The sequence below is a fragment of the Streptomyces sp. NP-1717 genome (assembly GCF_022695985.1).
GTDB lineage: Bacteria > Actinomycetota > Actinomycetes > Streptomycetales > Streptomycetaceae > Streptomyces.
In genome coordinates, this window is record NZ_JAAPBF010000015.1 from 34,044 (window position 1) to 60,028 (window position 25,985).

A 25,985-nucleotide genomic window follows, 5' to 3' on the forward strand; every position below is an offset into this window, starting at 1 on the left:
AACCGTCGGCGCCGGGTCTCAGCCGGGGCTGTACTCCGAGTCGAGCCGTACGGTCGTGCCGTTGGCGGCCGACTCCAGCAGGGACGCTGCCACCTCGACGGTGCGCAGACCTTGCCGCAGTGTGCAGATGTCGTGCGACTCGCCGAGCACGGCGTCGCGGAACAGCTCGTGCTCCACCAGCAGCGGCTCGCGCTTGGGGATGGCGTAGCGGATCATGTCGCCCTCGGCCACACCGCGGAACGCGCGCAGCGCCTCCCACTCGGTGGTCACCGCCGCGTTGGAGTAGAAGGTCAGGTCGGCGGTCAGCGTGTCGGCGATGAAGCAGCCGCGCTCGCCGGTGACGGAGGTGAAGCGCTCCTTGAGCGGGCTCAGCCAGTTCACCAGGTGGTTGACCATGGTGCCGTCGGAGAGCCGGCCCACGGCGGAGACCATGTCCTCGTGCGGGCGGCCGCTCTTGGACACCGTGTGGGCGGAGATCGAGGTGTACGTCTGGCCGGTCACCCAGCCGGTCAGGTCGATGTCGTGGGTGGCGAGGTCCTTGACCACGCCGACATCGGCGATCCGGTGCGGGAACGGTCCCTGACGGCGCGTCACCACCTGGTACACGTCGCCGAGTTCACCGGCCTCCAGCCGGGCGCGCAGGCTGCGCAGCGCCGGGTTGCAGCGCTCGATGTGGCCGACGCCGGCGACGAGGCCGCGCGATTCGAACGCCTCCACCAGACGGCGCGCGCCGTCGACGGTGTCGGCCAGAGGCTTCTCGATGAGCGCGCCGACGCCGGCCTCGGCGAGCTGGAGGCCGACCTCCTCGTGCAGGGCGGTCGGGCAGGCGACGACGGCGTAGTCGACGCCGATCGCGAGCAGTTCCTCGACGGTGGCGAGGACGGGCGCGCCCTGGGCGAGTCCGTTCTTGTCGCCGAGCGGGTCGACGACACCGACGAGCGTGACGCCGTCGAGCCCGGCGAGTACACGTGCGTGGTGGCGCCCCATCGAGCCCAGGCCGATCAGCCCGGCGCGCAGTCCCCCGGTGGTCACAGGTTCTCTCCCAGCTCGTTCACGGCGGAAACGATTCGCTCCAGGTCCGACTCGGAAAGCGAGGGGTGCACGGGCAGCGAGACGACCTCGGCGGCGGCCCGCTCGGTCTCCGGCAGATCCCAGTTCCGGCCGGCCTTCTGGTCCGGCTCCCAGAACGGCCGCAGCCGGTGGATGGGGGTCGGGTAGTACACGGCGTTGCCGACGCCCGCCTCGGTGAGCCTGGCCATCGCGGCGTCGCGGTCACCGGTGATCCGGACGGTGTACTGGTGGTAGACGTGGTACGCGCCTTCGGCGACCGGCGGCGTCACCACACCGGGCGCGGTGATGTGCTCGCTCAGGTACGCGGCGTTGGCGCGGCGCTGCTCCGTCCAGCCGGCGAGCTTGGTGAGCTGCACCCGGCCGACGGCGGCGGCCACGTCGGTGAGGCGCATGTTGGCGCCGACGATCTCGTTCGCGTACCGCTGCTCCATGCCCTGGTTGCGCAGCAGGCGCAGGGTGCGGGCGACCTCGGCGTCACCGGTGGAGATCATGCCGCCTTCGAGGGAGTGCATGTTCTTCGTCGGGTAGAAGCTGAAGGTGCCGCCGGAGCCGAAGGCGCCGACGGGCGTGCCGTGCAGTGACGCGGCGTGCGCCTGGCAGGCGTCCTCCACGACGGCGAGCTTGTGCTTGTCGGCGATGGGCATCAGCCTGTCCATCGACGCCGGGTTGCCGTAGAGGTGCACCGGCATGATCGCGGCGGTGCGCGGGGTGATCGCGGCCTCGACGGCCGCCGGGTCGAGACCGAAGTTGCCGGGCTCGATGTCGGCGAAGACGACGTCGGCGCCGACGAGGCGAACGGCGTTGGCCGACGCGGCGAACGAGAACGACGGCACGATCACCTCGTCGCCCGGGCCGATGCCGAGGGCGAGCAGCAGGAGATGGAGTGCCGAGGTGCCCGAGTTCACGGCCACGCAGTGGCGGCCGGCGACGAGCTCGGCGAAGCCTTCTTCGAACGCGGCCACCTCGGGGCCCTGGACGACCCGGCCGGTGCGCAGTACGCGTACGGCGGCCTCGATCTCTTCCTCCCCGATGACCGGGCGGGCAGCGGGGATGGGCTGCGCTTCACTGCTCGACATGGACGTCGTCCTCCTTGAACACCGCGAAAGCTCTCTGTGGCAGAGGCCAGGAGTGCAGCGGGCGTCTCACGAGGCCGCGTGCACTCCTGCGGCACGATTGGCCGACGCCCTGCCGAGGAATGTGGGACCGCTGTCCCTGGACGGGCCGGTCTCCGACCGCGGGTTCCGGGCGGAGACTGTCGACGGCGGGGACCGCCAGTCACATTATCAGGGATTTCCGACCGAATTTCGGCGCTGTTAACCGCCAATCGCATCAATTCCGAAACAAAAGAGCCCGTGCCCGTCACTGGATTCCCAGAGACGGGCACGGGTCGTTCAACCGGTTGTCACCAAGTGTTCAGCTCAACGGCTCAGCCATCCGTGGGGACCGACACGGCCGGGGCCGTCGGCTGCTCGGCCGCCGATGTCTTCTTGGTCACGGACTTCGTGGCCGCCTTCTTGGTGGTGGTCTTCTTCGCGGCGGTCTTCTTGGCGGCCGTCTTCTTCGCCGCCGCCTTCTTGGCCGGGGCCTTCTTGGCGGTCTTTCGAGCCGCCTTCTTGGCCGGAGCGGAGGATTCCGCATTGTCGTCGCCGTCGGACCGATCGGCGTGTCCCGCGGAATCGGCCGATTCCGCGGAGACCGTCGCGGGCTCCGGCGCCGAATCCACCACGAGGACCGCCGCCTCCTCGGCACCCGCCGGCGAACCGGCCGGGGCCGACGCCTTACGGGTCGCCCTGCGACGTGCCCGGGGCGGCGCCGCCTCGGGCGTGTCGCCGGCGGGCTCGGCCTGTACGGCCTCCGGCTCCGCCGCGACGGGCGCCGCCGGCTGCTCGACGACGACCTCGGCCGTCTGCTCGGTGGCCTCGTCGGACGCGGCCGCCTTCGGCGAACCGGCCGGAGCCGACGCCTTGCGGGTGGCCCGGCGACGGGTACGGCCCTGCGGGGCCGCCTCCTCCACGATCTCCTCGGGCTCGGCCACCGGCACGGACGAGGCGACCGGGACGGGCACCTCCGCCGGCTCGTCGGCCCGGACCTTCTGCTCCGGCTCGGCCGAACGCGGCGAACCGGCCGGAGCCGACGCCTTGCGTGAGGCCCGGCGGCGCGAACGCCCGCCACGGGCGGCCGTCTCGGCCTCCGCGACGCTGCTGTACAGCTCCTCGTCCGGCACGAACTCCGGCGCGGGCAGCGCGACCGGGGCGGCGGCCTCCGCCGCCACCTCGGCCTCGGACTCGGTCTCCGAGTCCGCCGGCCCCTCGGCCGTCTCGTGGTCGTGGTCGTGGCTGTGGTCGTGGTCCGCGCCGGACCCGCCGCGCCGCTTCTTCGCGCGCTTGCCGCTGCCGCCACCGGCGCCGTTGCCACCGCCACCGGAGCTGGTCGGCTGCTCCATGTGGACGATCACGCCGCGCCCGTTGCAGTGGACACAGGTCTCGGAGAACGACTCCAGCAGACCCTGGCCGACCCGCTTACGGGTCATCTGGACCAGGCCCAGCGACGTCACTTCGGCGACCTGATGCTTCGTACGGTCCCGGCCCAGGCACTCCAGCAGTCGCCGCAGCACCAGGTCCCGGTTCGATTCGAGGACCATGTCGATGAAGTCGATGACGACGATGCCGCCGAGGTCGCGCAGCCGCAGCTGACGCACGATCTCCTCGGCCGCCTCCAGGTTGTTCCTCGTGACGGTCTCTTCGAGGTTGCCGCCCTGACCCGTGAACTTCCCGGTGTTGACGTCGACCACGATCATGGCCTCGGTCTTGTCGATCACCAGCGAGCCACCGCTCGGCAGCCAGACCTTGCGGTCCAGCGCCTTCATCAGCTGCTCGTCGATCCGGTAGGAGGCGAAGACGTCGACCTCGCTCGTCCACCGGTTCAGCCGGTCGGACAGGTCGGGCGCCACGTGCGCCACGTAACCGTGGATGGTCTGCCACGCCTCGTCACCGCTGACGATGACCTTGGTGAAGTCCTCGTTGAAGATGTCGCGCACGACCCGGACGGTCATGTCGGGCTCACCGTAGAGAAGGGTCGGGGCGTTGCCGCTCTTCGCCTTCTTCTGGATGTCCTCCCACTGCGACTGGAGGCGCTCGACGTCGCGGCGCAGCTCGTCCTCGCTCGCGCCCTCGGCGGCCGTACGGACGATGACGCCCGCGTCCTCGGGGACGATCTTCTTCAGGATGGTCTTCAGCCGCGCCCGCTCGGTGTCCGGGAGCTTGCGGCTGATGCCGGTCATCGAGCCCTCGGGGACGTACACGAGGTAACGGCCGGGCAGCGAGACCTGGCTGGTGAGACGCGCGCCCTTGTGGCCGATCGGGTCCTTCGTCACCTGGACGAGGACCGACTGGCCGGACTTGAGCGCGGTCTCGATACGGCGCGGACCGTTGGCCATGCCCAGCGCCTCGAAGTTGACCTCACCGGCGTACAGGACGGCGTTGCGTCCCTTGCCGATGTCCACGAAGGCGGCCTCCATGGACGGCAGTACGTTCTGCACCTTGCCCAGGTAGACGTTGCCGACGTAGCTGGTGGCCTGCTCCTTGTTGACGTAGTGCTCGACGAGCACGTCGTCCTCGAGGACGCCGATCTGGGTGCGCTCGCCGCTCTGCCGGACGACCATCACACGCTCGACGGCCTCGCGGCGCGCCAGGAACTCCGCCTCGGTGATGATCGGCACGCGGCGGCGGCCCTGCTCGCGCCCCTCGCGGCGGCGCTGCTTCTTCGCTTCGAGACGGGTCGAGCCCTTGATGGACTGGACCTCGTCCACGCCGGTGCCGGGCTCGGTGTCCTTCGTACGGCGTTCACGCGGCTCGCGGACCTTGACGACCGTACGCTCCGGGTCGTCCACGCCGTTGTTCTCGGTGTCGGAGCCACCGTCGCCGCTGCGACGGCGCCTGCGGCGACGCCGGCGGCTGCTGCTGCTCCCCCCGCCCGACTGACCGGCGGAGTCGTCGTCGTCCTGCTCGTCCAGGTCACCCTCGACAGCGGTGTCGGCGTCCTCCGGGGAGACCTGCTTCTTGCCACGCTCCCGGTTCCGCTCCTCGGACGCGTCGTCGGACTGCTCGTCCGGCTGCTCGTCGGTCTCGGCGGACTCGCCGCGGCGACGGCGGCGGCCACCCCTGCGGCGGCGGCGCGACGGACGGTCGTAGTCGTCGGACTCGTCCGCGTCGGACTCGTCGCCCTCGGCGGACTGCTCCGTGTCGGGCTCGTCGTCGGCGTCGCGCTCGGCGGCGGCGGGAGCGGGCTCGACCGCTTCGGCGGGCTCACCGCGGCGGCGGCGCCGGCGGCGGCCCGAGGGCTCGGGAGCGGGCGCGGGCTCGGCCGTCGTCTCGTCCTCGATGTCGAGGTCCTCGTCGTCCTCGACGTCACCACCGGCGGCGGCCATCGCGGCGGCCGTCTCGGGGGTCTGGAACATCGGCTCGGCGAAGACGGGCGCCTGGAAGACGGCCACGGCGGGCCGGTTGGCGCGCCGGCGCGACCGCTCGGGCGCGTCGGTCTCGCTGTCCTTCGCGGCGGCGGGGGCGGAGCCGTTGCGCTGCTCGGCCTTCCTGCTCCGGGGCTCGGCCTTCGACTCGGTCTTCGGCTCGGGCGCGGGCTCCGTCCCGGACTCGGCCTTCGGCTCCGCGGTGAGCTCCGGCGAACCGCCGGCCCTGCGGCGCGTACGGCCACGGGTCGCGGCCTTCTCGGCGGCCTCGACCCGCTCCTCGTCGGCGGCGATCTGCGTGACGGTGTTCGCGGGCAGCGTCTCGCCCTGCGTGGTCTCGTCGTCCGCCTCGGCGGAGGCGGGGGCGGTGGCCGGTGCGGTCACCTTCCGGGTCGCCCGGCGGCGGGCGCGCGGCGGCGCGGCCTCGTCGGCGGCGGCCACCGGCTCGGCGACGGGCTCGGGAGCGGTCTCGGCGACCTGCTCCGGCACGCTCTCGGCGGGAGCGGCGACCTTACGGGTCGCGCGACGGCGCGCACGCGGCGGCGCGGCCTCGTCGGCCACGGGCTCGGCGGCGGGCTCCGGGGAGGCGACGGCGGCGGGAGCGGCGGCCTCGACAACGGGCTCGACGACCGGTTCGGCGGCGGTCTCGGCGGGAGCGGCGACCTTACGGGTCGCGCGGCGGCGGGCACGCGGCGGCGCGGCCTCGTCGGCGGCGGCCACCGGCTCGGCGAGCGTCTCGGCAGCGGCGACCTCGGGAGCGGGCTCGGCCACGATCTCCACGGGAGCGGCGGTGGCCTTACGGGTGGCGCGGCGGCGGGCGCGCGGCGGCGCGGCCTCGTCGGCCACGGGCTCGGCCGCGTCCTGTGTCACGTCGGCGGCCTCGGCCGCTGCGGCGGGCGGCCCCGCCGGTCGCGACGCGGCGCGGCGCCTGCGGCGCGGCGGCAGCGTGTCGCTGGGACTGCTCAGTTCTTCTTCGGTCTCCCGGTTCGTACCGGGCTCGTTCTGGGACATGCGGGGGGTTCTCCCGTCACGCTCCCGGGCGCCACGCCGGATCCGGTCCGGCCGCGGCTCGCGCCAGTGCGCGAATGCCGCCGTCCGGGGCGCGGGCGCCGCACAGGAGCTCTTATGTCTGAGTCGCCGGTTCCGTACCTACGCGTTCGCAGGTACGGCCTGGCGAAAGTCTTCGTGGTCAGCGCGCCGCCCGGCCCAGGTGGCTCCCGAGGCGGTTTCGAGGGCAGCGCTACAACAACCGTCCCTACGCGGAACCTGCACCTTCCGGCGCCTTCGCGGCGGCGGGTCCGGCGGCCGTGGACAGGCCTGCCGTGACTGCCTCGCGGTCGGGCGCGAGCGGGTCGGTCACCGTTCCGGACTCCTCGTCGAAGAGCCCCTGCGCCAGCCTGGTCACCGCTGCGGGGACCGGCGGCGCCAGGTCGGCCACAGCTCGGAGACCGGAAAGGACGTCGTCGGGTCGTACGGCGGGTGTCACGTGCCGAACAACCAGCCGCAGTATCGCACAGCGCTCGCCCCGCGGACCATCGGCCTGTGGAGGAAGCGTCCGCAGGTCGACGACGGCTTCCCGGGCGTCGAAGGTGCGCAGGCCGTTCTTCGCGCGCCGCTCGACCTCCACCACCTCGGCGGCGAGGAAGGCGGTCACGGCGCGCTCGGCCTGTTCGTGCTCCACCCCGTCGAGCCGCAGCTCCCACTCCGAGGCGGTCAGCCGGTCGGCGAGGCCCGATGTACGGGCCTCGACGGCGTCGACGATGTCGAGCCCGGTGGGCAGTGACTCGTCGAGCAGCTCGCGCAGTGTGTCCGGGTCGCGGGGCGCCGCGAGGGCGATCTCCAGGTACTCGGCCTCGCTGCCCGTGCCGGTGGGTGCGGCATTGGCGTAACTCACCTTCGGGTGCGGGGTGAATCCGGCCGAGTACGCCATGGGGACGTCGGCGCGGCGCAGTGCCCGCTCGAAGGCGCGCTGGAAATCGCGGTGGCTGGTGAACCGGAGGCGGCCACGCTTGGTGTAACGCAGTCGGATGCGCTGCACCGCCGGCGCGGGCGGTGGGCCTTCGGGCTGTCGCTTGCCCAGTGGTTCTTCTCCTCGGTGCGGGGTGCGCGCGGTGGCGCACACCCTCGAAAACGCGCGGCCGACCGGGCGGTCGGCCCCGGAACCCCGGCTCACACCTGCTTGCGCAGGGAGATCTCGGGTGCGGGTACCGCGCCGGGGACGGTTGTTGTACTACCCAGCGTACGCGCCCCGTCGACCGGCGCCGCCACAGGCTCGGCCGGGCGGGGAGCGCCGACCAGCGCGCGCCACGCGTCGCGGCGGGCCTGCCGGACCGTTTCCCGGGCGGAGCGCAGCGCGCCGCGGACGGCCCGGCCGGTCTCGGCGGCGGCTTTCCTGGCCGGGGCCCAGACACTGTCGCGCAGGATGTGGCCGACCGGGGTGCAGACGGAGCGGTAGAACCAGCTCACGGGCTGCCCGATCAGGATCCGGGCCAGCCATTTCAGCGCACGGCCCACGGCCCGGGAGATCTGTCCGGCGATCCGCCAGGCGACGCCGAAGGCGGCGGCGATCTCCCGGCCGACGGGGGTGAGGACCGCGCGGAAGAACCAGCCGAGCGGGGTGATCAGCAGGGTGACGACGAGCCATACGAGCGCGGTCCGGATACCGACGGCGGTCAGCGCGATGCCCCTGCCGAGCCAGGTGAGCGACCAGAGGGTGCCGTGGCCGATCGGGGTGAGCACGTACCGGTACAGCCATACGACCGGTACGACGAGCCCGTAGTAGACCACCGGCACCAGCACATACCGCCACAGCGCCACCCACGGCCACACGAACAACGCCCGGAACACCCACCCCAGCACCACGCCCAGCACATGTCCGGTCGGCGTGAGCAACGTCTCGTACACCCATGAGCAGACGTGGGCGACGCCGTGGCCGATCGGAGTCAGGACGCTCGCATACAGCCAGACCACCGGCACGACGAGCCCGTAGTACACCACCGGCACCAGCACATACCGCCACAGCGCCACCCACGGCCACACGAACAACGCCCGGAACACCCACCCCAGCACCACGCCCAGCGCACGCCCGAGCGGGGCGAGCAACGTCTCGTACACCCACGAGCAGAGGACGCCGATGCCCCGTCCGAGCGGCCGGAACACCGAGCGGTGCAGCGCCCGCGCCCCGGCGGCGAGCAGATCCCAGACCATCCGCACCGGGACGACGAGAACCAGGACGACGATCCGCACCGGAATCCGGATGGCGGTGGTCAGACAGCCGTCGCCCGGCTCGTACCGCTCGGGTGCCGGCGGCGCCGGCCTCTTGTCCAGATCCATGCCCCCCATGACGCCCCCGGCGCCCGCCCGGATCCCGGATCCGGGCACGGGACGGCGTTCGTGCCCGATTCGAGACCGGGCACGAACGCCGTGCCGCGTTTCGGGGCCCTACTTCACGACCGTCAGCGGCAGCAGCTTCTTGCCCGTCGGGCCGACCTGGATGTCGAGGTCGAGCTGGGGGCACACGCCACAGTCGAAGCACGGCGTCCAGCGGCAGTCCTCGACCTCGGTCTCGTCGAGGGCGTCCTGCCAGTCCTCCCAGAGCCAGTCCTTGTCGAGACCGGAGTCCAGGTGGTCCCAGGGCAGGACCTCCTCGTACGTGCGCTCGCGCGTGGTGTACCAGTCGACGTCCAGGCCGAACTCGGGCAGCGTCTTCTCGGCGCTCGCCATCCAGCGGTCGTAGCTGAAGTGCTCACGCCAGCCGTCGAACCGGCCGCCGTCCTCGTAGACCGCGCGGATGACCGAACCCACCCGGCGGTCGCCGCGCGAGAGCAGGCCCTCGACGATGCCGGGCTTGCCGTCGTGGTAACGGAAGCCGATCGAGCGGCCGTACTTCTTGTCCGCGCGGATCTTGTCGCGGAGCTTCAGCAGGCGCTCGTCGGTCTCCTCGACGCTCAGCTGCGGCGCCCACTGGAACGGGGTGTGCGGCTTGGGCACGAATCCGCCGATGGAGACGGTGCAGCGGATGTCGTTCTGGCCGGAGACCTTGCGGCCCTCGGCGATGACCTTGACGGCCATGTCGCCGATCTGCAGGACGTCCTCGTCGGTCTCCGTCGGCAGCCCGCACATGAAGTAGAGCTTCACCTGGCGCCAGCCGTTGCCGTACGCGGTGGAGACCGTCCGGATCAGGTCCTCCTCCGAGACCATCTTGTTGATGACCTTGCGCAGCCGCTCGGAGCCGCCCTCGGGGGCGAAGGTGAGGCCGGAGCGCCGGCCGTTGCGCGTCAGCTCGTTGGCGAGGTCGACGTTGAAGGCGTCGACGCGGGTGGACGGGAGGGAGAGACCGATCTTCTCCTCCTCGTAGCGGTCGGCGAGGCCCTTGGCGACGTCGGCGATCTCACTGTGGTCGGCGGAGGACAGCGACAGCAGGCCGACCTCCTCGAAGCCGGTCGCCTTGAGCCCCTTGTCGACCATCTCGCCGATGCCGGTGATGCTGCGCTCCCGGACGGGCCGCGTGATCATGCCGGCCTGGCAGAAGCGGCAGCCGCGCGTGCAGCCGCGGAAGATCTCGACGGACATCCGCTCGTGCACGGTCTCGGCCAGCGGTACGAGCGGCTGCTTCGGGTACGGCCACTCGTCCAGGTCCATGACGGTGTGCTTGGAGACCCGCCACGGGACGCCGGAGCGGTTGGGGACGGTGCGGGCGATACGGCCGTCGGCCAGGTACTCGACGTCGTAGAAGCCGGGGACGTACACCCCGCCGGTCTTCGCGAGCCGCAGCAGCAGCTCCTCGCGGCCACCGGTCCGGCCCTCGGCCTTCCAGGCCCGGACGATCTCGGTGATCTTCAGGACGGCCTGCTCGCCGTCGCCGATGACGGCGCAGTCGATGAACTCGGCGATCGGCTCGGGGTTGAACGCCGCGTGGCCGCCCGCGAGCACGATCGGGTGGTCGACGGTGCGGTCGGCCGCGTTGAGCGGGATCCCGGCCAGATCGAGCGCCGTGAGCATGTTGGTGTAGCCGAGTTCGGTGGAGAAGGAGAGCCCGAAGACGTCGAAGGCCGAGACGGGGCGGTGCGCGTCCACCGTGAACTGCGGGACCCGGTGCTCGCGCATCAGCGCTTCGAGGTCCGGCCAGACGCTGTACGTGCGCTCCGCGAGGACGCCCTCGCGCTCGTTGAGCACCTCGTAGAGGATCATGACGCCCTGGTTGGGCAGCCCGACCTCGTACGCGTCGGGGTACATCAGCGCCCAGCGGACGTCGCACGCGTCCCAGTCCTTGACGGTGGAGTTGAGCTCACCGCCGACGTATTGGATCGGCTTCTGCACATGCGGGAGCAGAGCTTCGAGCTGTGGGAAGACCGACTCAACAGCAGACATCACGGCGACTTTCGTGGGCTGACGGGGTGACCATCCAGGCTACCTTGACGGCAGCCCGCCCCCGACCCCGCGAGCGGTGCCGCTCGCGGGGCGCACGCCGGTGCTCAGTCGAAGAGCGCCGTGCGCAGCTTCCGCTTCGCCGACTTCCGCCAGATTCGCGGCAGTTCGCGCTCCCGGTCCGCCGCCCGCGACTCCTCCTCGCCGTACAGCAGCCCCCAGGTGAAGGCGGACTCGCCGGCCGCGTGGGCCTGGACCGCGAGATCGCGCAGGGTGTCGCGGGCCACCACGCTGTCCTGGTGGTCGCCGAGCACGCTCTGCACGGCCTTCATCCGCTTCGAGAAGCGCTTCGCGGGCTTGCCGAGGGCGGGCTCGGCCGCGTCGGCGGCGTAGCGGGCACGCTTGGCGGCCTTGCGGGCGTCGTGCAGCGCCAGGTCGCGCTCCTCCCCCGGCGCGAGTCCCAGCGCGTGATCGACGCGGCCCGCGAGCCGGTCGTAGTCCTTGACGACCGCCCGGGGCAGCACCTTGGCCGGTTTCCGGTGGGCCGCGTCCAGCAGGGGCGGATCGGCGAGCAGTGCCGCCACCGACTCCAGCAGGCGCAGATAGCGCGCGCTGTCGAGGACGGCGAGCGTCCTGGTCCGCGCGTCGGTGCGGCCCGCGGCGTCCCAGATCCGCAGCCGGGCGTGCACGGGGCCGAGCAACAGGGTCGTGTCGTGCGCGTCGACGCCCGCCGTGAGCCGCTCGGCGAGGACCTCCTGGTCCCGGTCGACGCCCAGCTCCCCGGCGAGCCATTTCAGCTCGGCGCCGATGGGCCGGGTGGCGTCGCGGTCGAGCACTTTCTTGTACGTGCGGAACGCGGAACGCATCCTGCGGGTGGCGACCCGCAGTTGGTGCACCGAGTCGGGCAGGTCGCGGCGGACGGCCGGGTCGTAGGAGACGATCGCCTCGGCCTGCTCGCGCACATAGGCCAGCACATGGTCCCCGGCGGTGACGGGCGCGCGCTTCGAGGCGGCAGGGGCCCGCTTGCCCGGCCCGGCCCCCTTCGTGGTGGCCGGCGCCGTCTCGGCGAGGGCCCTGGCGAGCTTGGACCCGGCGGACGCCGGGCGCATTCCCGCCTTGCGGAGGACCTTCTCCACGGCGTCGAGCAGCGCCGGGTCGCCGTCGTCGGCCAGCTCGACCTCGATCTCGGTCCACTCGGCGGTCCCGGTGCCGGTATGAGCCCCCGCGGGCCGCCGTTCGGCGCGGACGGTGTCGACGGCCACCTCGGCGAGCGTCCGGCCCGCCTCGTCGACCAGCAGGCTGGTGTCGCGGGAGGTCCGCAGCCGTACGACGGGGGTCAGTTCGGCGCCGCGGACCCGTGAGCGCACCAGCGCCGCGAGTTCGTCCGGGAGGGTGTCGGAGAGCGGTGCCTGGATCTCGTCACGGACGCCGTCCCCGACGGGGAACTTGAGGTGCCAGCCCTCGTCGGCGCCGCCGGTGCGGCGCCGCAGGGTGAGAGAGCCGGCGGTCAGCCGGAGGTCCGGCGTGTCGTGATAGACGGCGTCCAGTTCGGTGACGCCCCGGGCCGAGACGGCCGAGACGGCGCGGACCTTGGTGAGGTCCGGCAGAGGAGAAGGGCCGTCGGGCCGCGAGCCGCTGTCGCCACCGTCCGGCCGCACCGGGAGTTCGTACTTGCGTTCGATCTCTCGCTTTGTGTCCGCCATCTTCACAAACGTAGTCGCAGGGGCCGCCGAGTGGCAGCCCCCGCGACGCCGAACGGGCGGATCACGCCGACATGGGCCGCTGCACCCTGATCGACTGGAGCAGCCCGACCGCGATCCAGACCGCGAACATCGAGGTGCCTCCGTAGGAGACGAACGGCAGCGGCAGCCCCGCCACGGGCATGATGCCGAGCGTCATCCCCACGTTCTCGAAGGACTGGAAGGCGAACCAGGCGATGATCCCGGCCGCCACGATCGTCCCGTACAGCTCCGTCGTCTCACGGGCGATCCGGCAGGCGCGCCACAGCACCACACCGAGCAGCAGCAGGATCAGCCCGGCGCCGAGGAAGCCCAGTTCCTCGCCCGCGACGGTGAAGACGAAGTCGGTCTGCTGCTCGGGGACGAACTGCCCGGTGGTCTGGGAGCCCTTGAAGAGGCCGGTGCCGGTGAGTCCGCCCGAACCGATCGCGATCCGCGCCTGGTTGGTGTTGTAGCCGACGCCCGCCGGGTCGAGCTCCGGGTTGGCGAAGGCGGCGAAGCGGTTGATCTGGTACTCGTCGAGCACTCCGAGGGCGGCGACCGCGACGGCGCCCGCGACCCCGGCACCGACGAGCCCGAAGATCCACCGGTTGGAGGCCCCGGAGGCGAGCAGGACGCCGAGCACGATCACCGCCATGACCATGACCGAGCCGAGGTCCGGCATCATCATGACGACCAGGATCGGGACGACCGCGAGCCCCAGGGACTTGGCGACCGTCCGATGGTCCGGATGGACCTGATCACCCGCGTCGACTCTGGCCGCGAGCAGCATCGCCATGCCCAGGATGATCGTGATCTTCACGAACTCCGAGGGCTGGAGGGTGAAGCCGCCGCCGAGCACGATCCAGGCGTGCGCGCCGTTGATGGTGGCGCCGAGCGGGGTGAGGACGAGCAGCACGAGCGCGACGGAGACGCCGTAGAGGACCGGCACCGCGCCGCGCAGGGTGCGGTGGCCGAGCCAGATCGTGCCGATCATCAGGGCCAGCCCGATACCGGTGTTCAGTATGTGGCGGAAGAAGAAGTGATACGGATCGCCCTGGTTGAGATCCGTACGGTTGCGGGTCGCCGACCAGACCAGCAGCGACCCGACCGCCGAGAGCGCGACCGCGGAGAACATCAGCGGCCAGTCCAGCCTGCGCGCCATCGAGTCACGCGCGGCGAGCGTCGCCCAGAGCCCGCGCTCGGGACCGTATCCGGAGACGGAGAAACCGCCTGTGCCGGCCATGGGTCAGTCCCTCCGCGCGGGCGGCCCCGCGAGTGGTCCGTTGTCGTCCGGCGCCTGCCCCGGATCGGCCGGGACCTGCCCTGCGTCGTCCGGTGCCCGGCCGGTGCCGGGCGCCTGGCTCGCGTCGCCGGGCGTCTGCGGCACCTGTCCGTTGTTGTCACCGGCCGGTGCGATCTCGTTGCCGTCCAGCGGCGTCTTGTCCGGCACGTACGGCTTGACGGGCGGCGCGTCGATCGAGCCGTCGGGCTGGATCTTGGGCAGCGACTTGCGCGGCTCGGGCAGCAGGGCCTTCTTGAGGTTCTGCCCGCCCTTCGCGTCGAGGCCGTACATCGCCTCGTAGATCTTGCGGACGGCGGGGCCCGATGCTCCGGAGCCCGTACCACCCTGGGAGATCGTCATGACGATCGTGTAGTCCTCGGTGTACGAGGCGAACCACGAGGTCGTCTGCTTGCCGTAGACCTCGGCCGTACCCGTCTTGGCGTGCATCGGGATCTTGTCCTGCGGCCAGCCGCCGAACCGCCAGGCGGCCGAACCGGACGTCGCCACTCCCGCGAGGGCCTTGTCCAGCTGGTCGCGCAGCTTGCGGTCGACCGGCAGCTTGCCGTGCGACTGGGGCTTGATCTCCTCGACGCTCTTGCCGTCGGGGCTGACGATCGCCTTGCCGACGCTCGGGGTGTACATCGTGCCGCCGTTGGCGATCGCCGAGTAGATGGTGGCCATCTGGATCGGGGTGACGAGTGTGTCGCCCTGGCCGATCGAGTAGTTGACCGCGTCACCGGCGCGCATCCGGTTGCCTTCGAGGCAGCCCTCGTAGGCCAGTTGCTCGACGTAGGTGCCGCCCTTCTTGCCCTGCTTGCACCAGCCGTCCTTGTTGGCCTCCCAGAAGTTCTGCTTCCACTGGCGGTCCGGGATGCGGCCCGCGGTCTCGTTGGGGAGGTCGATCCCGGTCTCCTTGGCGAGACCGAACTCCTTGGCGGTCGTGTAGAAGTAGTCGTTGGCGCCCTTCTTGGGCTTGTTGCCGCCGTCCTTCTGCCACTCCTTGTGCGCGAGCCCGTAGAAGACGGTGTCGCAGGAGACCTCCAGGGCGCGGCCGAGGTCGATGTTGCCGTAGCCCTGGGACTCGAAGTTCTTGAAGACCTGGTTGCCGATGGAGTACGAACTGGGGCACGGGTAGCTGCCGTCGAAGTCGTAACCGGCCTTGACCGCCGCGGTCGAGGAGATGACCTTGAAGATCGATCCGGGGGCGGCCTGCGACTGGATCCCGCGGTTCAGCAGCGGGAAGTTGGACTTCTTGCTGGTGAGCTTGGAGTAGTCCTTCGCGGAGATCCCGCCGACCCAGGCGTTGGGGTCGTACGTCGGCTGGGAGGCCATCGAGACGACGCGGCCGGTCTTGGACTCCAGGACGACCACGGCGCCCGCGTCGGCCTTGTAGTTCTCGTTGGTGTTGCGGTCCATCTCCTTGCGCGCCGCCTTCATCGCCTCGTCGAGCTCGTACTCGGCGACGGCCTGCACGCGCGCGTCGATGGAGGTGATGATGTTGGAGCCGGGCTCGGCCTGGTCGCTCCTGGCCTGGCCGATGACCCGGCCGAGGTTGTCGACCTCGTAGCGGGTGACGCCCGCGTCACCGCGCAGGTACTTGTCGTACGTGCGCTCCAGACCGGAGCGGCCGACCTGGTCGGAGCGCAGGAACGGCGAGTCGGTGTCCTGCGCCTTGGTGATCTCCTCGTCGGTGACCGGCGAGAGATAACCCAGCACCTGGGCGGTGTTGGCCTTGGCGGGCGCGGCGTAGCGGCGCACGGCGGTCGGCTCCGCGGTGATGCCGGGGAAGTCCTCTGCGCGCTCACGGATCTGGAGCGCCTGCTGGGTGGTGGCCTCGTCGGTGACGGGGATCGGCTGGTAGGGCGAGCCGTTCCAGCAGGGCTGCGGCGTCTTGTTGTCGCAGAGCCTGACCTTGTCGTGGACGTCCTTGGGCTTCATGCCGAGGACGCCGGCCAGGCGGGTGAGGACCGCTCCCCCGCCGTCCTTCATCTTCATCAGTTCGGTGCGGCTGGCGGAGACGACGAGACGGGTCTCGTTGTCGGCGAGCGGCACGCCCTGCGAGTCGAGGATGGAGCCCCGGACGGCGGGCTGGACGACCTGCTGCACATGGTTGTTCTTGGCCTCGTCCGTGTACTCGGCGCCGTTGCGGACCTGGAGGTACCAGAGCCGTCCGCCGAGCGTCAGCAGGAGTGAGAAGACCAGCACCTGGATGACGACGAGCCGGATCTGGACCCGCGGTGTCCGTCCGGTCTCCGGAATGTTGCTCACAGTCGTTTGACCCCCTTGATCCGTCCGGCCCGCGCCGCGCGGGAGCGGGCCGTCTTCAGCCGCAGTCCGCCGCGCTGGTTCCCGATCTTCAGTCCGGTCCCCGCCGCCAGCCAGCCGGAGGCGACGTCGCTGCCGCCGCTGGACTTCTCGGCGAGCGGATCGTTCTCCGCGCGTCTGGCCAGGGCCATGATCAGCGGCACGGTGAACGGGGCGAGCAGCAGGTCGTAGATGGCCGCCGTGACGACCAGGTTGGTCAGACCGACATGGCGCGCGGCGGTGTCACCGACGAGAGCGCCGACTCCCGCGTACAGCAGGGTGGTGGTGACGGCCGCGCCGACCACGACGACCATCGGGCCGAGCGCGGTGCGCAGTTGGCCGGTGTCGGGCTTGGCGAGTCCGGCGAGGTAACCGATCAGGCAGAGCACCAGCGCGTAGCGTCCGGCGGCGTGGTCGGCGGGCGGTGCGAGGTCGGCGAGGAGCCCGGCGCCGAAGCCGATGACCGCGCCGCTGGTGTGCCCGTACACGAGGGCGAGCGCGACGACGACGAGTAGCAGCAGATCGGGTACGGCTCCGGGGAGTTGGAGACGGGCGAGTACGGAGACCTGGACGACCAGCGCGACCACGACCAGGGTGATGGAGAGCAGCGTCCGGTTGAAGCGCATGGGGATCAGCTCTACTCCTGCTCGTTGACCTGGCCGTCGCCCGGGGCGGCCTGGCCGTTCGGCGACGGGGTCACCGTGACGGTGACGGTCGGTGTGGGCTTGGGCTTGGCGGGCTTCTTCGGCAGGACCATGTCGCGCGGGTCGTCGCGGGGTGCCTGGACGACGACGCCGACGATGTCGAGCTTGCTGAAGCCGACGTACGGGCGGACGTAGATGTCGCGCGTGAGGCCGCCGGCGGCGGGGTCGACGCGTACGACCTGGCCGACGGGCACTCCGGGTACGAACGGCCGGTCCTTGCTGGAGCCGAACGTGACCAGCCGGTCGCCGTTCTTCACCTTGGCCTTGCCGTTGAGGAGTTGGACGTTGAACGGCTGGTCGCCCTGGCCGGTGGCGAAGCCCAGTTCGTCGGACTTCTCCATCCGGGTGCCGACGGTGAAGTCCGGGTCGTTGGCGAGCAGTACGGTCGCGGTGTTCGGCCCGACGGTGGTCACGCGGCCGACGAGCCCGTCGCCGTTCAGTACGGTCATGTCGCGCTTGACGCCGTCGGCGGCGCCCGCGTCGATGGTGACGGTCCAGGAGAAGCCCTGGGCCGCTCCTATGGCGATGACCTCGGCGGCCTTTATGCCGTACTGGCCGGCGCCCGCGGTCTTGAGGAGCTTGTCCAGCTCTCTCACCCGGCTGCGGTTGCGGTCGTCGCTGCCGAGCCTCTGTTTGAGCGCCGCGTTCTCCCGCTCCAGGGCGGTCACACGGTCGTGCCGCCCACCGGAGTCCCGTACGGCGCCGATGGCGTTGCCGACCGGGTCGACGGCTTTGGCGACACCGTTCTGCACGGGTCCGAAGACCGTGGCCGCGGCCTGCCGGGCACTGTCGACGGGTGACGCCTCTCCCCCGCGGATATCCACCGTGATCAGTGCGAACGCGATGGCGATCAGCAGCACCAGGAGCAGCCGGCTCTCTCGTGTGTCCCTCACGTGCGGCGGCCGTGCCTTCCTCGTTGGAATGCCTCGTCGGAAAGTTTCGCGCGAATCGCGGGAATCACCGGGAAGGGATTCGTCGCAATTGGCGCATCGGATTGGTCTTGTCTGTATATCAACGATCCACCGGCGGGGACGTCAGCGTTCCATATGGGGTGTCCCCCGGGCCCGTTGGGGCCCGGGGGATATTCGCCCTTTTCATGATCTGTTTCATGCTCTGCCTCGTGATCCGCGGATCAGGCCGGGCGGCGATCGGTCACCTGCGCGGTGAGGCGTCCAGTACCTGCTGGAGCGCCTCGAACTCCTCGACGCACTTGCCGGAGCCGAGAGCCACCGAATCCAGCGGGTCCTCGGCGATGTGGATGGGCATGCCGGTCTCACGGCGCAGGCGCTCGTCGAGGCCGCGCAGCAGTGCGCCGCCGCCGGTGAGGACGATGCCGCGGTCCATCACGTCGCCGGAGAGCTCCGGCGGACACTTGTCGAGCGTCGTCTTCACCGCGTCGACGATGGCGTTGACCGGCTCCTCGATGGCCTTGCGGACCTCGGCGGCCGAGATGACGACGGTCTTCGGCAGCCCCGACACCAGGTCGCGGCCGCGGATCTCGGTGTGCTCGTCCTTGTCGAGGTCGTAGGCCGAACCGATGGTGATCTTGATCTGTTCGGCGGTCCGCTCACCGAGGAGGAGCGAGTACTCCTTCTTGATGTGCTGGATGATCGCGTTGTCCAGCTCGTCACCGGCGACCCGGATCGACTGGGCGGTGACGATCCCGCCGAGCGAGATCACCGCGACCTCGGTGGTGCCGCCGCCGATGTCCACGACCATGTTGCCGGTGGCCTCGTGGACGGGAAGGCCCGAACCGATGGCGGCGGCCATGGGCTCTTCGATGATGTGCACCTGACGGGCGCCCGCCTGGGTGGACGCCTCGATGACGGCGCGCCGCTCGACTCCCGTGATGCCCGAGGGCACACAGACGACGACCCGCGGACGGGCCAGATAGCGACGCTTGTGGATCTTGAGAATGAAGTAGCGCAACATGCGTTCGGTGATCTCGAAGTCGGCGATCACGCCGTCCTTCAGCGGCCGGACGGCAACGATGTTGCCCGGTGTCCGGCCGATCATCTTCTTCGCTTCGGCGCCGACCGCGAGAATGCCGCCCGTGTTGGTGTTGATGGCGACGACGGACGGCTCGTTGAGCACGATCCCCCGACCCCTGACGTACACCAGCGTGTTGGCGGTCCCGAGGTCGACAGCCATGTCACGGCCGATGAACGACATCTTGTTCCCCATGAGGATGCGTCTGGCCTTCCCAAATAGAGCATTGACGGCTTTTCAGGATGGCGAGGTGGATGCTGTGGCGAGGAGGCTTCCATCGTAGTGCCGCCTGTACCGACGCGGCGCGGTAGATCCACCTCATATAAAGGTGACGATGTGTCGAAGCCATGCGTTCCCGATCTGGCTCCGCATATGCCGGGGGTGGCCGAATTCCGTCGGTCGCCGCAGGCGCGCTCAGCGCTGTATGGCTGACGTGTGGTCAGGAAAGACCAGCGTAAGGGGTGTCTTTCAGTGCTCGGGAAAGAAAAGTTTCAGTTCCCGAATGGCGGACTCCTCGGAGTCCGAAGCGTGGATCAGGTTCTCCCGGACAATGGTTCCGAAGTCCCCCCGAATGGACCCCGGCGCTGCGGCGATCGGGTCAGTGGGGCCCGCCAGGGCCCGTACGCCCTCGATGACGCGCTCGCCCTCGACGACCAGCGCGACGACCGGGCCGGACGCCATGAACTCGATCAGCGGCTCGTAGAAGGGACGGCCCTTGTGCTCGCCGTAGTGCTGCTCCAGCGTGCTGTCGTCGAGCGTACGCAGCTCCAGCGCGGTGATGCTCCAGCCGGCCTTGCGCTCGATACGGCCGATGATCTCTCCCACCAAAGAGCGGCGGACTGCGTCCGGCTTGAGGAGGACGAGAGTGCGCTGGGTCATGGTGTGCGGCTCCTTGCGGGCATTCGCTGCGGGCAAACGGGTGAAGTGGTGTGAGGCTACAGGTGCGCGGGGGCCGTGCCGTACCCGGTACGGGTACAAACCCTCAGGTCGTCCCCGGCTCCGCCGACGGCTGCGCGGCGGCCTGCTCGGCCCATCGCGCCTTCGCCGTGTCGATCTTGCGCCCGAAGTGGACCGAGGCCCACCACAGCCCTCCGAAGAGCACCCCCAGGAAGAACATCGCCGGCACCACGAAACCGCCCGCGATCAGCGCGACCTGGAACGCCCAGCCGAGCTGGACCCCGCCCGGCCTGGTGATCATGCCGCACAGCAGCAGGGACAGCAGCATCGCGGCGCCGCAGACCGTCCACACCGTCGTCATCGAGTGGTCGTCCGACTTCATGGCGACGAGCCCGGCGAAGCCGATCACGAAGAACTCGCCGATCAGCGTCGACGCGCAGAGCGTACGCATGCGGAATCAGCCCTTTCCCAGAAGCAGCCGGGCCTCGCCGACCGTGATCACCGAACCGGTCACCAGCACCCCGGCGCCCGCGTACTCGTCACCCTCCTCGGCGAGGGTGATCGCCGCCTCCAGCGCGTCGTCCAGCCGCGGCTCGACCTGTACGCGCTCGTCGCCGAACAGCTCGACCGCGACGGCCGCCAGTTCGTCCGCGCCCATCGCACGGTCGCTGGAGTTCTCCGTGACGACGATCTCCGCGAAGACCGGTTCCAGGGCTTCGAGAAGCCCGCGGACGTCCTTGCCGGCGCTCGCGCCGACCACCCCGATCAGTCTGCTGAAGCCGAACGCCTCACCGACCGCCGCGGCGGCGGCCCGGGCCCCCGCCGGATTGTGCGCCGCGTCCAGGACGACCGTCGGCGAGCGCCGTACGACCTCCAGACGGCCCGGCGAGACCACGGAGGCGAACGCCGCGCGCACCGTCTCCAGGTCCATCGGGCGGGCGTGTTCGGCGCCGACCCCGAAGAACGCCTCGACGGCCGCCAGCGCCACCACCGCGTTGTGCGCCTGATGGGCGCCGTGCAGGGGGAGGAAGATCTGCTCGTACTCACCGCCGAGGCCGCGCAGCGTCAGCATCTGCCCGCCGACCGCGACCTCGCGGGAGACGATGCCGAACTCCATGCCCTCGCGCGCCACCGTGGCGTCCACGTCGACGGCCTTCTTGAGCATCACCTGCGCCGCGTCCACGGGCTGCTGCGCCAGGACGACCGTCGCGCCCCGCTTGATGATCCCGGCCTTCTCCACGGCGATCTCGCCCGGTGTGGAGCCGAGCCGGTCGGTGTGGTCCAGGTCGATGGGGGTGACGACGGCGACGGTGGCGTCGATCACGTTCGTCGCGTCCCAGGTGCCGCCCATGCCCACCTCGACCACCGCGGCGTCCACCGGCGCGTCCGCGAAGGCCGCGTACGCCATGCCGGTGAGCACCTCGAAGAAGGAGAGCCGGTACTCCTGCGCGCCGTCCACCATGTCGACGTACGGCTTGATGTCTCCGTACGTCTCGATGAACCTCTCCGGGGAGATCGGTTCGCCGTCGAGGCTGATCCGCTCGGTGACCGAGGAGACGTGCGGGCTGGTGTAGCGGCCGGTGCGCAGATCGAAGGCGCCGAGCAGCGCCTCGATCATGCGGGCCGTGGACGTCTTGCCGTTGGTGCCGGTGAGGTGGATCGAGGGATATGCCCGCTGGGGGTCCCCGAGCACGTCCATCAGCGCCTCGATGCGCCTGACCGACGGCTCCAGCTTCGTCTCGCCCCACCGCCCGGCCAGCTCCTGCTCGACGGCGCGCAGCGCCCTGTCGACCTCGGGGTCGGCGGGCCGGGCCGGGACGCCGTCACCCTGCGGGGGGCCCGCCTGGGCGCGCAGCGTGCGGCTCCCGGCCTCGATGACGGCGAGGTCGGGGTCGCGGGATGTCTCGGCGTGGACGATGTCGTCGAAATCGTCGTCGTACTCGCCGGGCTGGTCTGGCTGGTCGGGCTGCTGCTCGCTCACACGACCAGTCTACGGAGCGGGTACGACACGTTCGCCGCCCCGCCCCGCCGACCCGGTACGGGCCCCGGTCTCAGCTCTCCGGGAGCGCCGTGAGCTGCGCCGTGATGCGCTCGATGTCCGCCTCCGCCTTGGACAGCCGGCCACGGATCTTGTCGACCACGTTGTCCGGCGCCTTGGCCAGGAACGCCTCGTTGCCGAGCTTGGCCACGGCCTGCTGCTTCTCCTTCTCGGCGGCGTCCCGGTCCTTCGTCAGCCGCTTGCGCTCCGCCTCGACGTCGATCGTGCCGGACAGGTCGAGTTCGACCGTCGCACCCGCGACCGGCAGGGTCGCGGTGGCGTGGAAGCCCTCGCCCGCCGCCTGGAGACGCAGCACCTGCCGGATGGCCGCCTCGTGCGCGGCCAGCGGCGTCGCGGACAGGTCGAGCCGTCCGGGGACCTTCTGGCCCGACTGGAGGCCCTGGTCGGCGCGGAACCGGCGGACCTCGGTGACGACCTGCTGGAGGTGCTCGATCTCACGCTCGGCGGCCGGGTCCCGGAAGCCGGAGTCGGCCGGCCAGTCGGCGACGACCACCGACTCCTTGCCGGTCAGCGTGGTCCACAGCGTCTCGGTGACGAAGGGGACGATCGGGTGCAGCAGACGCAGGGTGACGTCCAGGACCTCGCCGAGGACCCGTCCGGAGACGCCTGCCTGCTCGCCGCCCGCGAAGAACGTCGTCTTGGACAGCTCGACGTACCAGTCGAAGACCTCGTCCCACGCGAAGTGGAAGAGGGCGTCGCTGAGCTTCGCGAACTGGTAGTCCTCGTAGAGGGCGTCGACCTGGGCGACGGTCTCGTTCAGCCGCGAGAGGATCCAGCGGTCCGTGGCGGACATCCGCTCGGCGTCGGGCAGCGGGCCCTCGACCGTCGCACCGTTCATCATGGCGAAACGGGTCGCGTTCCAGACCTTGTTGGCGAAGTTCCGCGAGCCCTGGACCCAGTCCTCGCCGATGGGCACGTCGACACCGGGGTTCGCGCCTCGGGCGAGGGTGAAGCGGACCGCGTCCGCGCCGTACTTGTCCATCCAGTCCAGCGGGTTGACGACATTGCCGAAGGTCTTCGACATCTTCTTGCCGTGTTCGTCGCGGACCATGCCGTGCAGCGCGATGGTGTGGAAGGGCGGTGTGCCGTCCATCGCGTACAGACCGAACATCATCATCCGGGCGACCCAGAAGAAGAGGATGTCGTAGCCGGTGACCAGGACCGAGTTCGGATAGAACTTCTCCAGGCTCGGGGTCTGTTCGGGCCAGCCGAGGGTGGAGAACGGCCACAGCCCGGACGAGAACCAGGTGTCCAGGACGTCCGTGTCCTGGTGCCAGCCCTCACCGGTCGGCGGCTCGTCGTTCGGGCCGACACAGACGGTCTCGCCGTTCGGGCCGTGCCAGACCGGGATCCGGTGGCCCCACCACAACTGCCGTGAGATGTTCCAGTCGTTGAGGTTGTCGATCCACGCGAAGTAGCGGGACTCCATCTCCTTGGGGTGGATCGTGACGCGGCCGTCACGGACTGCGTCACCGGCCTCCTTGGCGAGCGTTTCGACCTTGACCCACCACTGGAGCGAGAGACGGGGCTCGACGGTCGTCTTGCAGCGCGAGCAGTGGCCCACGGAGTGGACGTACGGCCGCTTCTCGGCGACGATCCGGCCCTCGGCGCGGAGCGCGGCGACGATGGCGGAGCGGGCCTCGTAGCGGTCGAGTCCCTGGAAGGGACCGGGGGTCGTGATCACGGCCCGCTCGTCCATGACCGTGACGTTCGGCAGGTCGTGGCGGCGGCCGATCTCGAAGTCGTTCGGGTCGTGCGCGGGCGTGACCTTGACGGCGCCCGTGCCGAACTCGGGGTCGACGTGGGTGTCCGCGACGACCGGGATCGTCCGGTCGGTCAGCGGCAGTTTGATCCGCCTGCCGACCAGGTGCGCGTAACGCTCGTCGTCGGGGTGGACGGCGACGGCGGTGTCACCCAGCATCGTCTCGGCGCGGGTGGTGGCGACGACGAGCGTCTCGTCCCCGTCCCCGTACTTGATGGAGACCAACTCGCCGTCGTCGTCCTGGTACTCGACCTCGATGTCGGAGATGGCGGTGAGACAGCGCGGGCACCAGTTGATGATGCGCTCGGCGCGGTAGATCAGCCCGTCGTCGAAGAGCCGCTTGAAGATGGTCTGGACGGCGGCGGAGAGCCCGTCGTCCATCGTGAACCGCTCACGGGACCAGGCGACGCCGTCGCCGAGGCGCCGCATCTGCCCGGAGATCTGGCCGCCGGACTCCTCCTTCCACTGCCAGACGCGCTCGACGAACGCCTCGCGCCCCAGGTCGTGCCGGGACTTGCCCTCCTTCGCCAGCTCCCGCTCGACGACGTTCTGCGTGGCGATACCGGCGTGGTCCATGCCGGGCTGCCACAGCGTCTCGTACCCCTGCATGCGCTTACGGCGCGTCAGGGCGTCGATGATCGTGTGCTCGAAGGCGTGCCCGAGATGCAGGCTGCCGGTGACGTTCGGCGGCGGGATGACGATCGTGTACGGGGGCTTGCCGCTCTTCTCGTCAGCCTCGAAATAGCCGCGTTCCACCCAGCGCTCGTACAGCTTCCCCTCCACCTCGGCCGGCGCGTACTGGGTCGGCAGTTCAGGGTTGGCTGCGGGCTGCGCTTGAGAGTTCTCGGTCACGGTGGACAGTTTAGAGCCGTCACAGCTCCGCACTGAAACGGGATAGTTCGGTAACGGTGCGCCCCCCGATGGTCCATGTCTCCGGTCCTTCAGTCAGGATGTCGGGAACGCATAAATATCTGGAGGGGACAGAGCACATGAGTTACAACCAGCCGGGCCCGTACGGTGGGCAGCAGCCGCAGGGCCAGCCCGGACCGTACGGACAGCAGCCGCCGCAGGGCCAGCCCGGCTACGGCTACCCGCAGCAGCAGCCGCAGGGGCAGCCCGGTTACGGGTATCCGCAGCAGGCGCCGCAGGGAGTCCCGCAGCAGGGTTACGGCCAGCCGCAGCAGCCGGGCCCGTACGGGCAGCAGCCGCAGCAGCCCCCGTACGGCGGAGCCCCGGGGTTCCCGCCGCCGCAGGGTGGTGCTCCCAAGAAGAAGACCGGCCTGATCATCGCCTCGGTCGTCGTGGCACTCGCCGTGATCGGTGGTGGGGCGTACTTCCTGGTGGGCGGAGGCAGCAGCGACGTCGCCGACGACGGTCCGCACAAGCTGACCACGCCCGCGACGGTGATCGGCGGCGAGTACAAGAAGGGGGAGGGTGAGGGCGACACCGGTGGCATGACTAAAGACGACCTCAAGGACGCCGAGAAGTGGGGCGTGACCAACCCCAAGGACGTCAGTGCTGCCTACCAAGCGGGCTCGGAAGACAACCCGCTGGCCCAGAAGCTGATCCAGTTCGGTGGCGTCTATGGTGAGATCGACGACCCGGAGAAGGCCGTGGACGCGATGTTCAACTACCTCAAGTCGCAGGCCGCCAAAGAAGAAGGCGGTGACACACCCACATTCGAGGGAGACGCCGAGTCCTTCGAGCCTGCGGGCCTCGACGGCGCCATCCTGAAGTGCCAGTCGGGCAAGATGAAGCTGCCGGAGGGCGAAGGGCCGTCCGAGATGAACTTCCCGATCTGCATCTGGGGCGACTACAGCACTCTGGGCTTCACGATGCCGATCGACATGGCGACCGCAATCACAGGCAAGGCCAGCTCCCTCGAAGATGCCGCGAGCACAACTGCCAAGCTGCGCAACGACGTTCGCGTCAAGCTCTGACGCGTAGGCAGCATGCGTAGCAAAGGGGTGCCGACCAACTCGATTGGTCGGCACCCCTCCGCTTACGGTCGTCCGGCTAGGCGACACGCCTCGCTGGCATGGTTCGGTCGAACACCAATCTTAATCATGGTGGAGATGCAGAGCGGCTGCGTCCAAGCGGTCTGGCCTCTACAAGCCGCCATCAGCCTCTCACCAACGGTGTATATGCCCGTATCTTCCAGGTACACCATGCAGTCTATCGAGTCGGCTTGCGCTGGCGCGGCGGTCGCAACGGGAACAAAAGTGGCAGCGGCAGCGACACACACCGCACCCACCAGCCGTCGAATCTTCACGGAAAGACTCCTGTTCGTTCGGTTCGAAAGTTCCCCGTGAGCATGCCATCTTTCGATCACAGCGAGCAATAACTTGATCACATTTGGCTGGA

The 25,985-nt window shown here is 70.2% G+C and carries 17 protein-coding genes; 1 reads left to right on the top strand and 16 read right to left on the bottom strand.

Annotated elements, in window-relative coordinates; all coding sequences use genetic code 11:
• Positions 1-18: 18 nt before the first annotated feature.
• From GXP76_RS05330 to GXP76_RS05405, 16 genes are all read right to left on the bottom strand, one after another.
• Entirely contained in the window at positions 19-1,032 is a 1,014-nt protein-coding gene (locus tag GXP76_RS05330) for a Gfo/Idh/MocA family protein (RefSeq protein ID WP_242570244.1), read from the bottom strand.
• A complete protein-coding gene (locus GXP76_RS05335) occupies positions 1,029-2,147 on the bottom strand; it encodes a DegT/DnrJ/EryC1/StrS aminotransferase family protein (RefSeq protein ID WP_242570245.1) in 1,119 nt (372 codons plus the stop codon). Before GXP76_RS05335 ends, GXP76_RS05330 begins: the two co-directional genes overlap by 4 nt.
• 350 nt (positions 2,148-2,497) lie before the next feature.
• Positions 2,498-6,547, bottom strand: a complete 4,050-nt coding sequence (locus GXP76_RS05340; protein ID WP_242570246.1) for an Rne/Rng family ribonuclease — start codon at positions 6,545-6,547, stop codon at positions 2,498-2,500.
• Positions 6,548-6,791: 244 nt separating this feature from the next.
• Positions 6,792-7,574, bottom strand: coding sequence for a TIGR03936 family radical SAM-associated protein (locus GXP76_RS05345; RefSeq protein WP_242570247.1), 783 nt, complete (start codon positions 7,572-7,574; stop codon positions 6,792-6,794).
• A gap of 131 nt (positions 7,575-7,705) precedes the next feature.
• Positions 7,706-8,869, bottom strand: a complete 1,164-nt coding sequence (locus tag GXP76_RS05350) for a hypothetical protein (protein ID WP_242570248.1) — start codon at positions 8,867-8,869, stop codon at positions 7,706-7,708.
• Positions 8,870-8,977: 108 nt separating this feature from the next.
• Positions 8,978-10,906: a TIGR03960 family B12-binding radical SAM protein gene (locus tag GXP76_RS05355; RefSeq protein WP_242570249.1), complete on the bottom strand. Its 1,929-nt coding sequence runs from the start codon at positions 10,904-10,906 to the stop codon at positions 8,978-8,980.
• Between the two features lie 104 nt (positions 10,907-11,010).
• A complete protein-coding gene (locus GXP76_RS05360; protein ID WP_242570250.1) occupies positions 11,011-12,606 on the bottom strand; it encodes a CYTH and CHAD domain-containing protein in 1,596 nt (531 codons plus the stop codon).
• 61 nt (positions 12,607-12,667) lie between these two features.
• Entirely contained in the window at positions 12,668-13,867 is a 1,200-nt protein-coding gene (gene rodA, locus GXP76_RS05365) for a rod shape-determining protein RodA (RefSeq protein ID WP_242570251.1), read from the bottom strand.
• A gap of 3 nt (positions 13,868-13,870) precedes the next feature.
• Complete coding sequence (gene mrdA, locus GXP76_RS05370) at positions 13,871-16,174, bottom strand: penicillin-binding protein 2 (protein WP_242570252.1); 2,304 nt, start codon at positions 16,172-16,174, stop codon at positions 13,871-13,873.
• The gene (gene mreD, locus GXP76_RS05375) at positions 16,171-16,836 is read right to left on the bottom strand and encodes a rod shape-determining protein MreD (RefSeq protein WP_242570253.1); all 666 of its coding nucleotides are present in this window, start codon (positions 16,834-16,836) and stop codon (positions 16,171-16,173) included. The genes mrdA and mreD overlap by 4 nt, the downstream gene beginning before the upstream one ends.
• A gap of 11 nt (positions 16,837-16,847) precedes the next feature.
• The gene (mreC, locus tag GXP76_RS05380) at positions 16,848-17,807 is read right to left on the bottom strand and encodes a rod shape-determining protein MreC (RefSeq protein ID WP_242570254.1); all 960 of its coding nucleotides are present in this window, start codon (positions 17,805-17,807) and stop codon (positions 16,848-16,850) included.
• Positions 17,808-18,066: 259 nt separating this feature from the next.
• Positions 18,067-19,086 (bottom strand): rod shape-determining protein, encoded by a 1,020-nt coding sequence (locus tag GXP76_RS05385; protein WP_031231655.1) that lies wholly within the window; start codon positions 19,084-19,086, stop codon positions 18,067-18,069.
• Positions 19,087-19,371: 285 nt separating this feature from the next.
• Positions 19,372-19,782 (bottom strand): nucleoside-diphosphate kinase, encoded by a 411-nt coding sequence (gene ndk, locus GXP76_RS05390; RefSeq protein WP_242570255.1) that lies wholly within the window; start codon positions 19,780-19,782, stop codon positions 19,372-19,374.
• Positions 19,783-19,885: 103 nt separating this feature from the next.
• Positions 19,886-20,251 (bottom strand): DUF4233 domain-containing protein, encoded by a 366-nt coding sequence (locus GXP76_RS05395; protein ID WP_242570256.1) that lies wholly within the window; start codon positions 20,249-20,251, stop codon positions 19,886-19,888.
• A gap of 6 nt (positions 20,252-20,257) precedes the next feature.
• On the bottom strand, positions 20,258-21,781 hold the full coding sequence (locus GXP76_RS05400) for a folylpolyglutamate synthase/dihydrofolate synthase family protein (RefSeq protein WP_242570257.1): 1,524 nt from the start codon (positions 21,779-21,781) through the stop codon (positions 20,258-20,260).
• A gap of 70 nt (positions 21,782-21,851) precedes the next feature.
• The gene (locus tag GXP76_RS05405) at positions 21,852-24,473 is read right to left on the bottom strand and encodes a valine--tRNA ligase (protein ID WP_242570258.1); all 2,622 of its coding nucleotides are present in this window, start codon (positions 24,471-24,473) and stop codon (positions 21,852-21,854) included.
• 137 nt (positions 24,474-24,610) lie between these two features.
• Between GXP76_RS05405 and GXP76_RS05410 the strand changes: the two genes are divergently transcribed.
• On the top strand, positions 24,611-25,561 hold the full coding sequence (locus tag GXP76_RS05410; protein ID WP_242570259.1) for a hypothetical protein: 951 nt from the start codon (positions 24,611-24,613) through the stop codon (positions 25,559-25,561).
• Positions 25,562-25,985 lie beyond the last annotated feature (424 nt).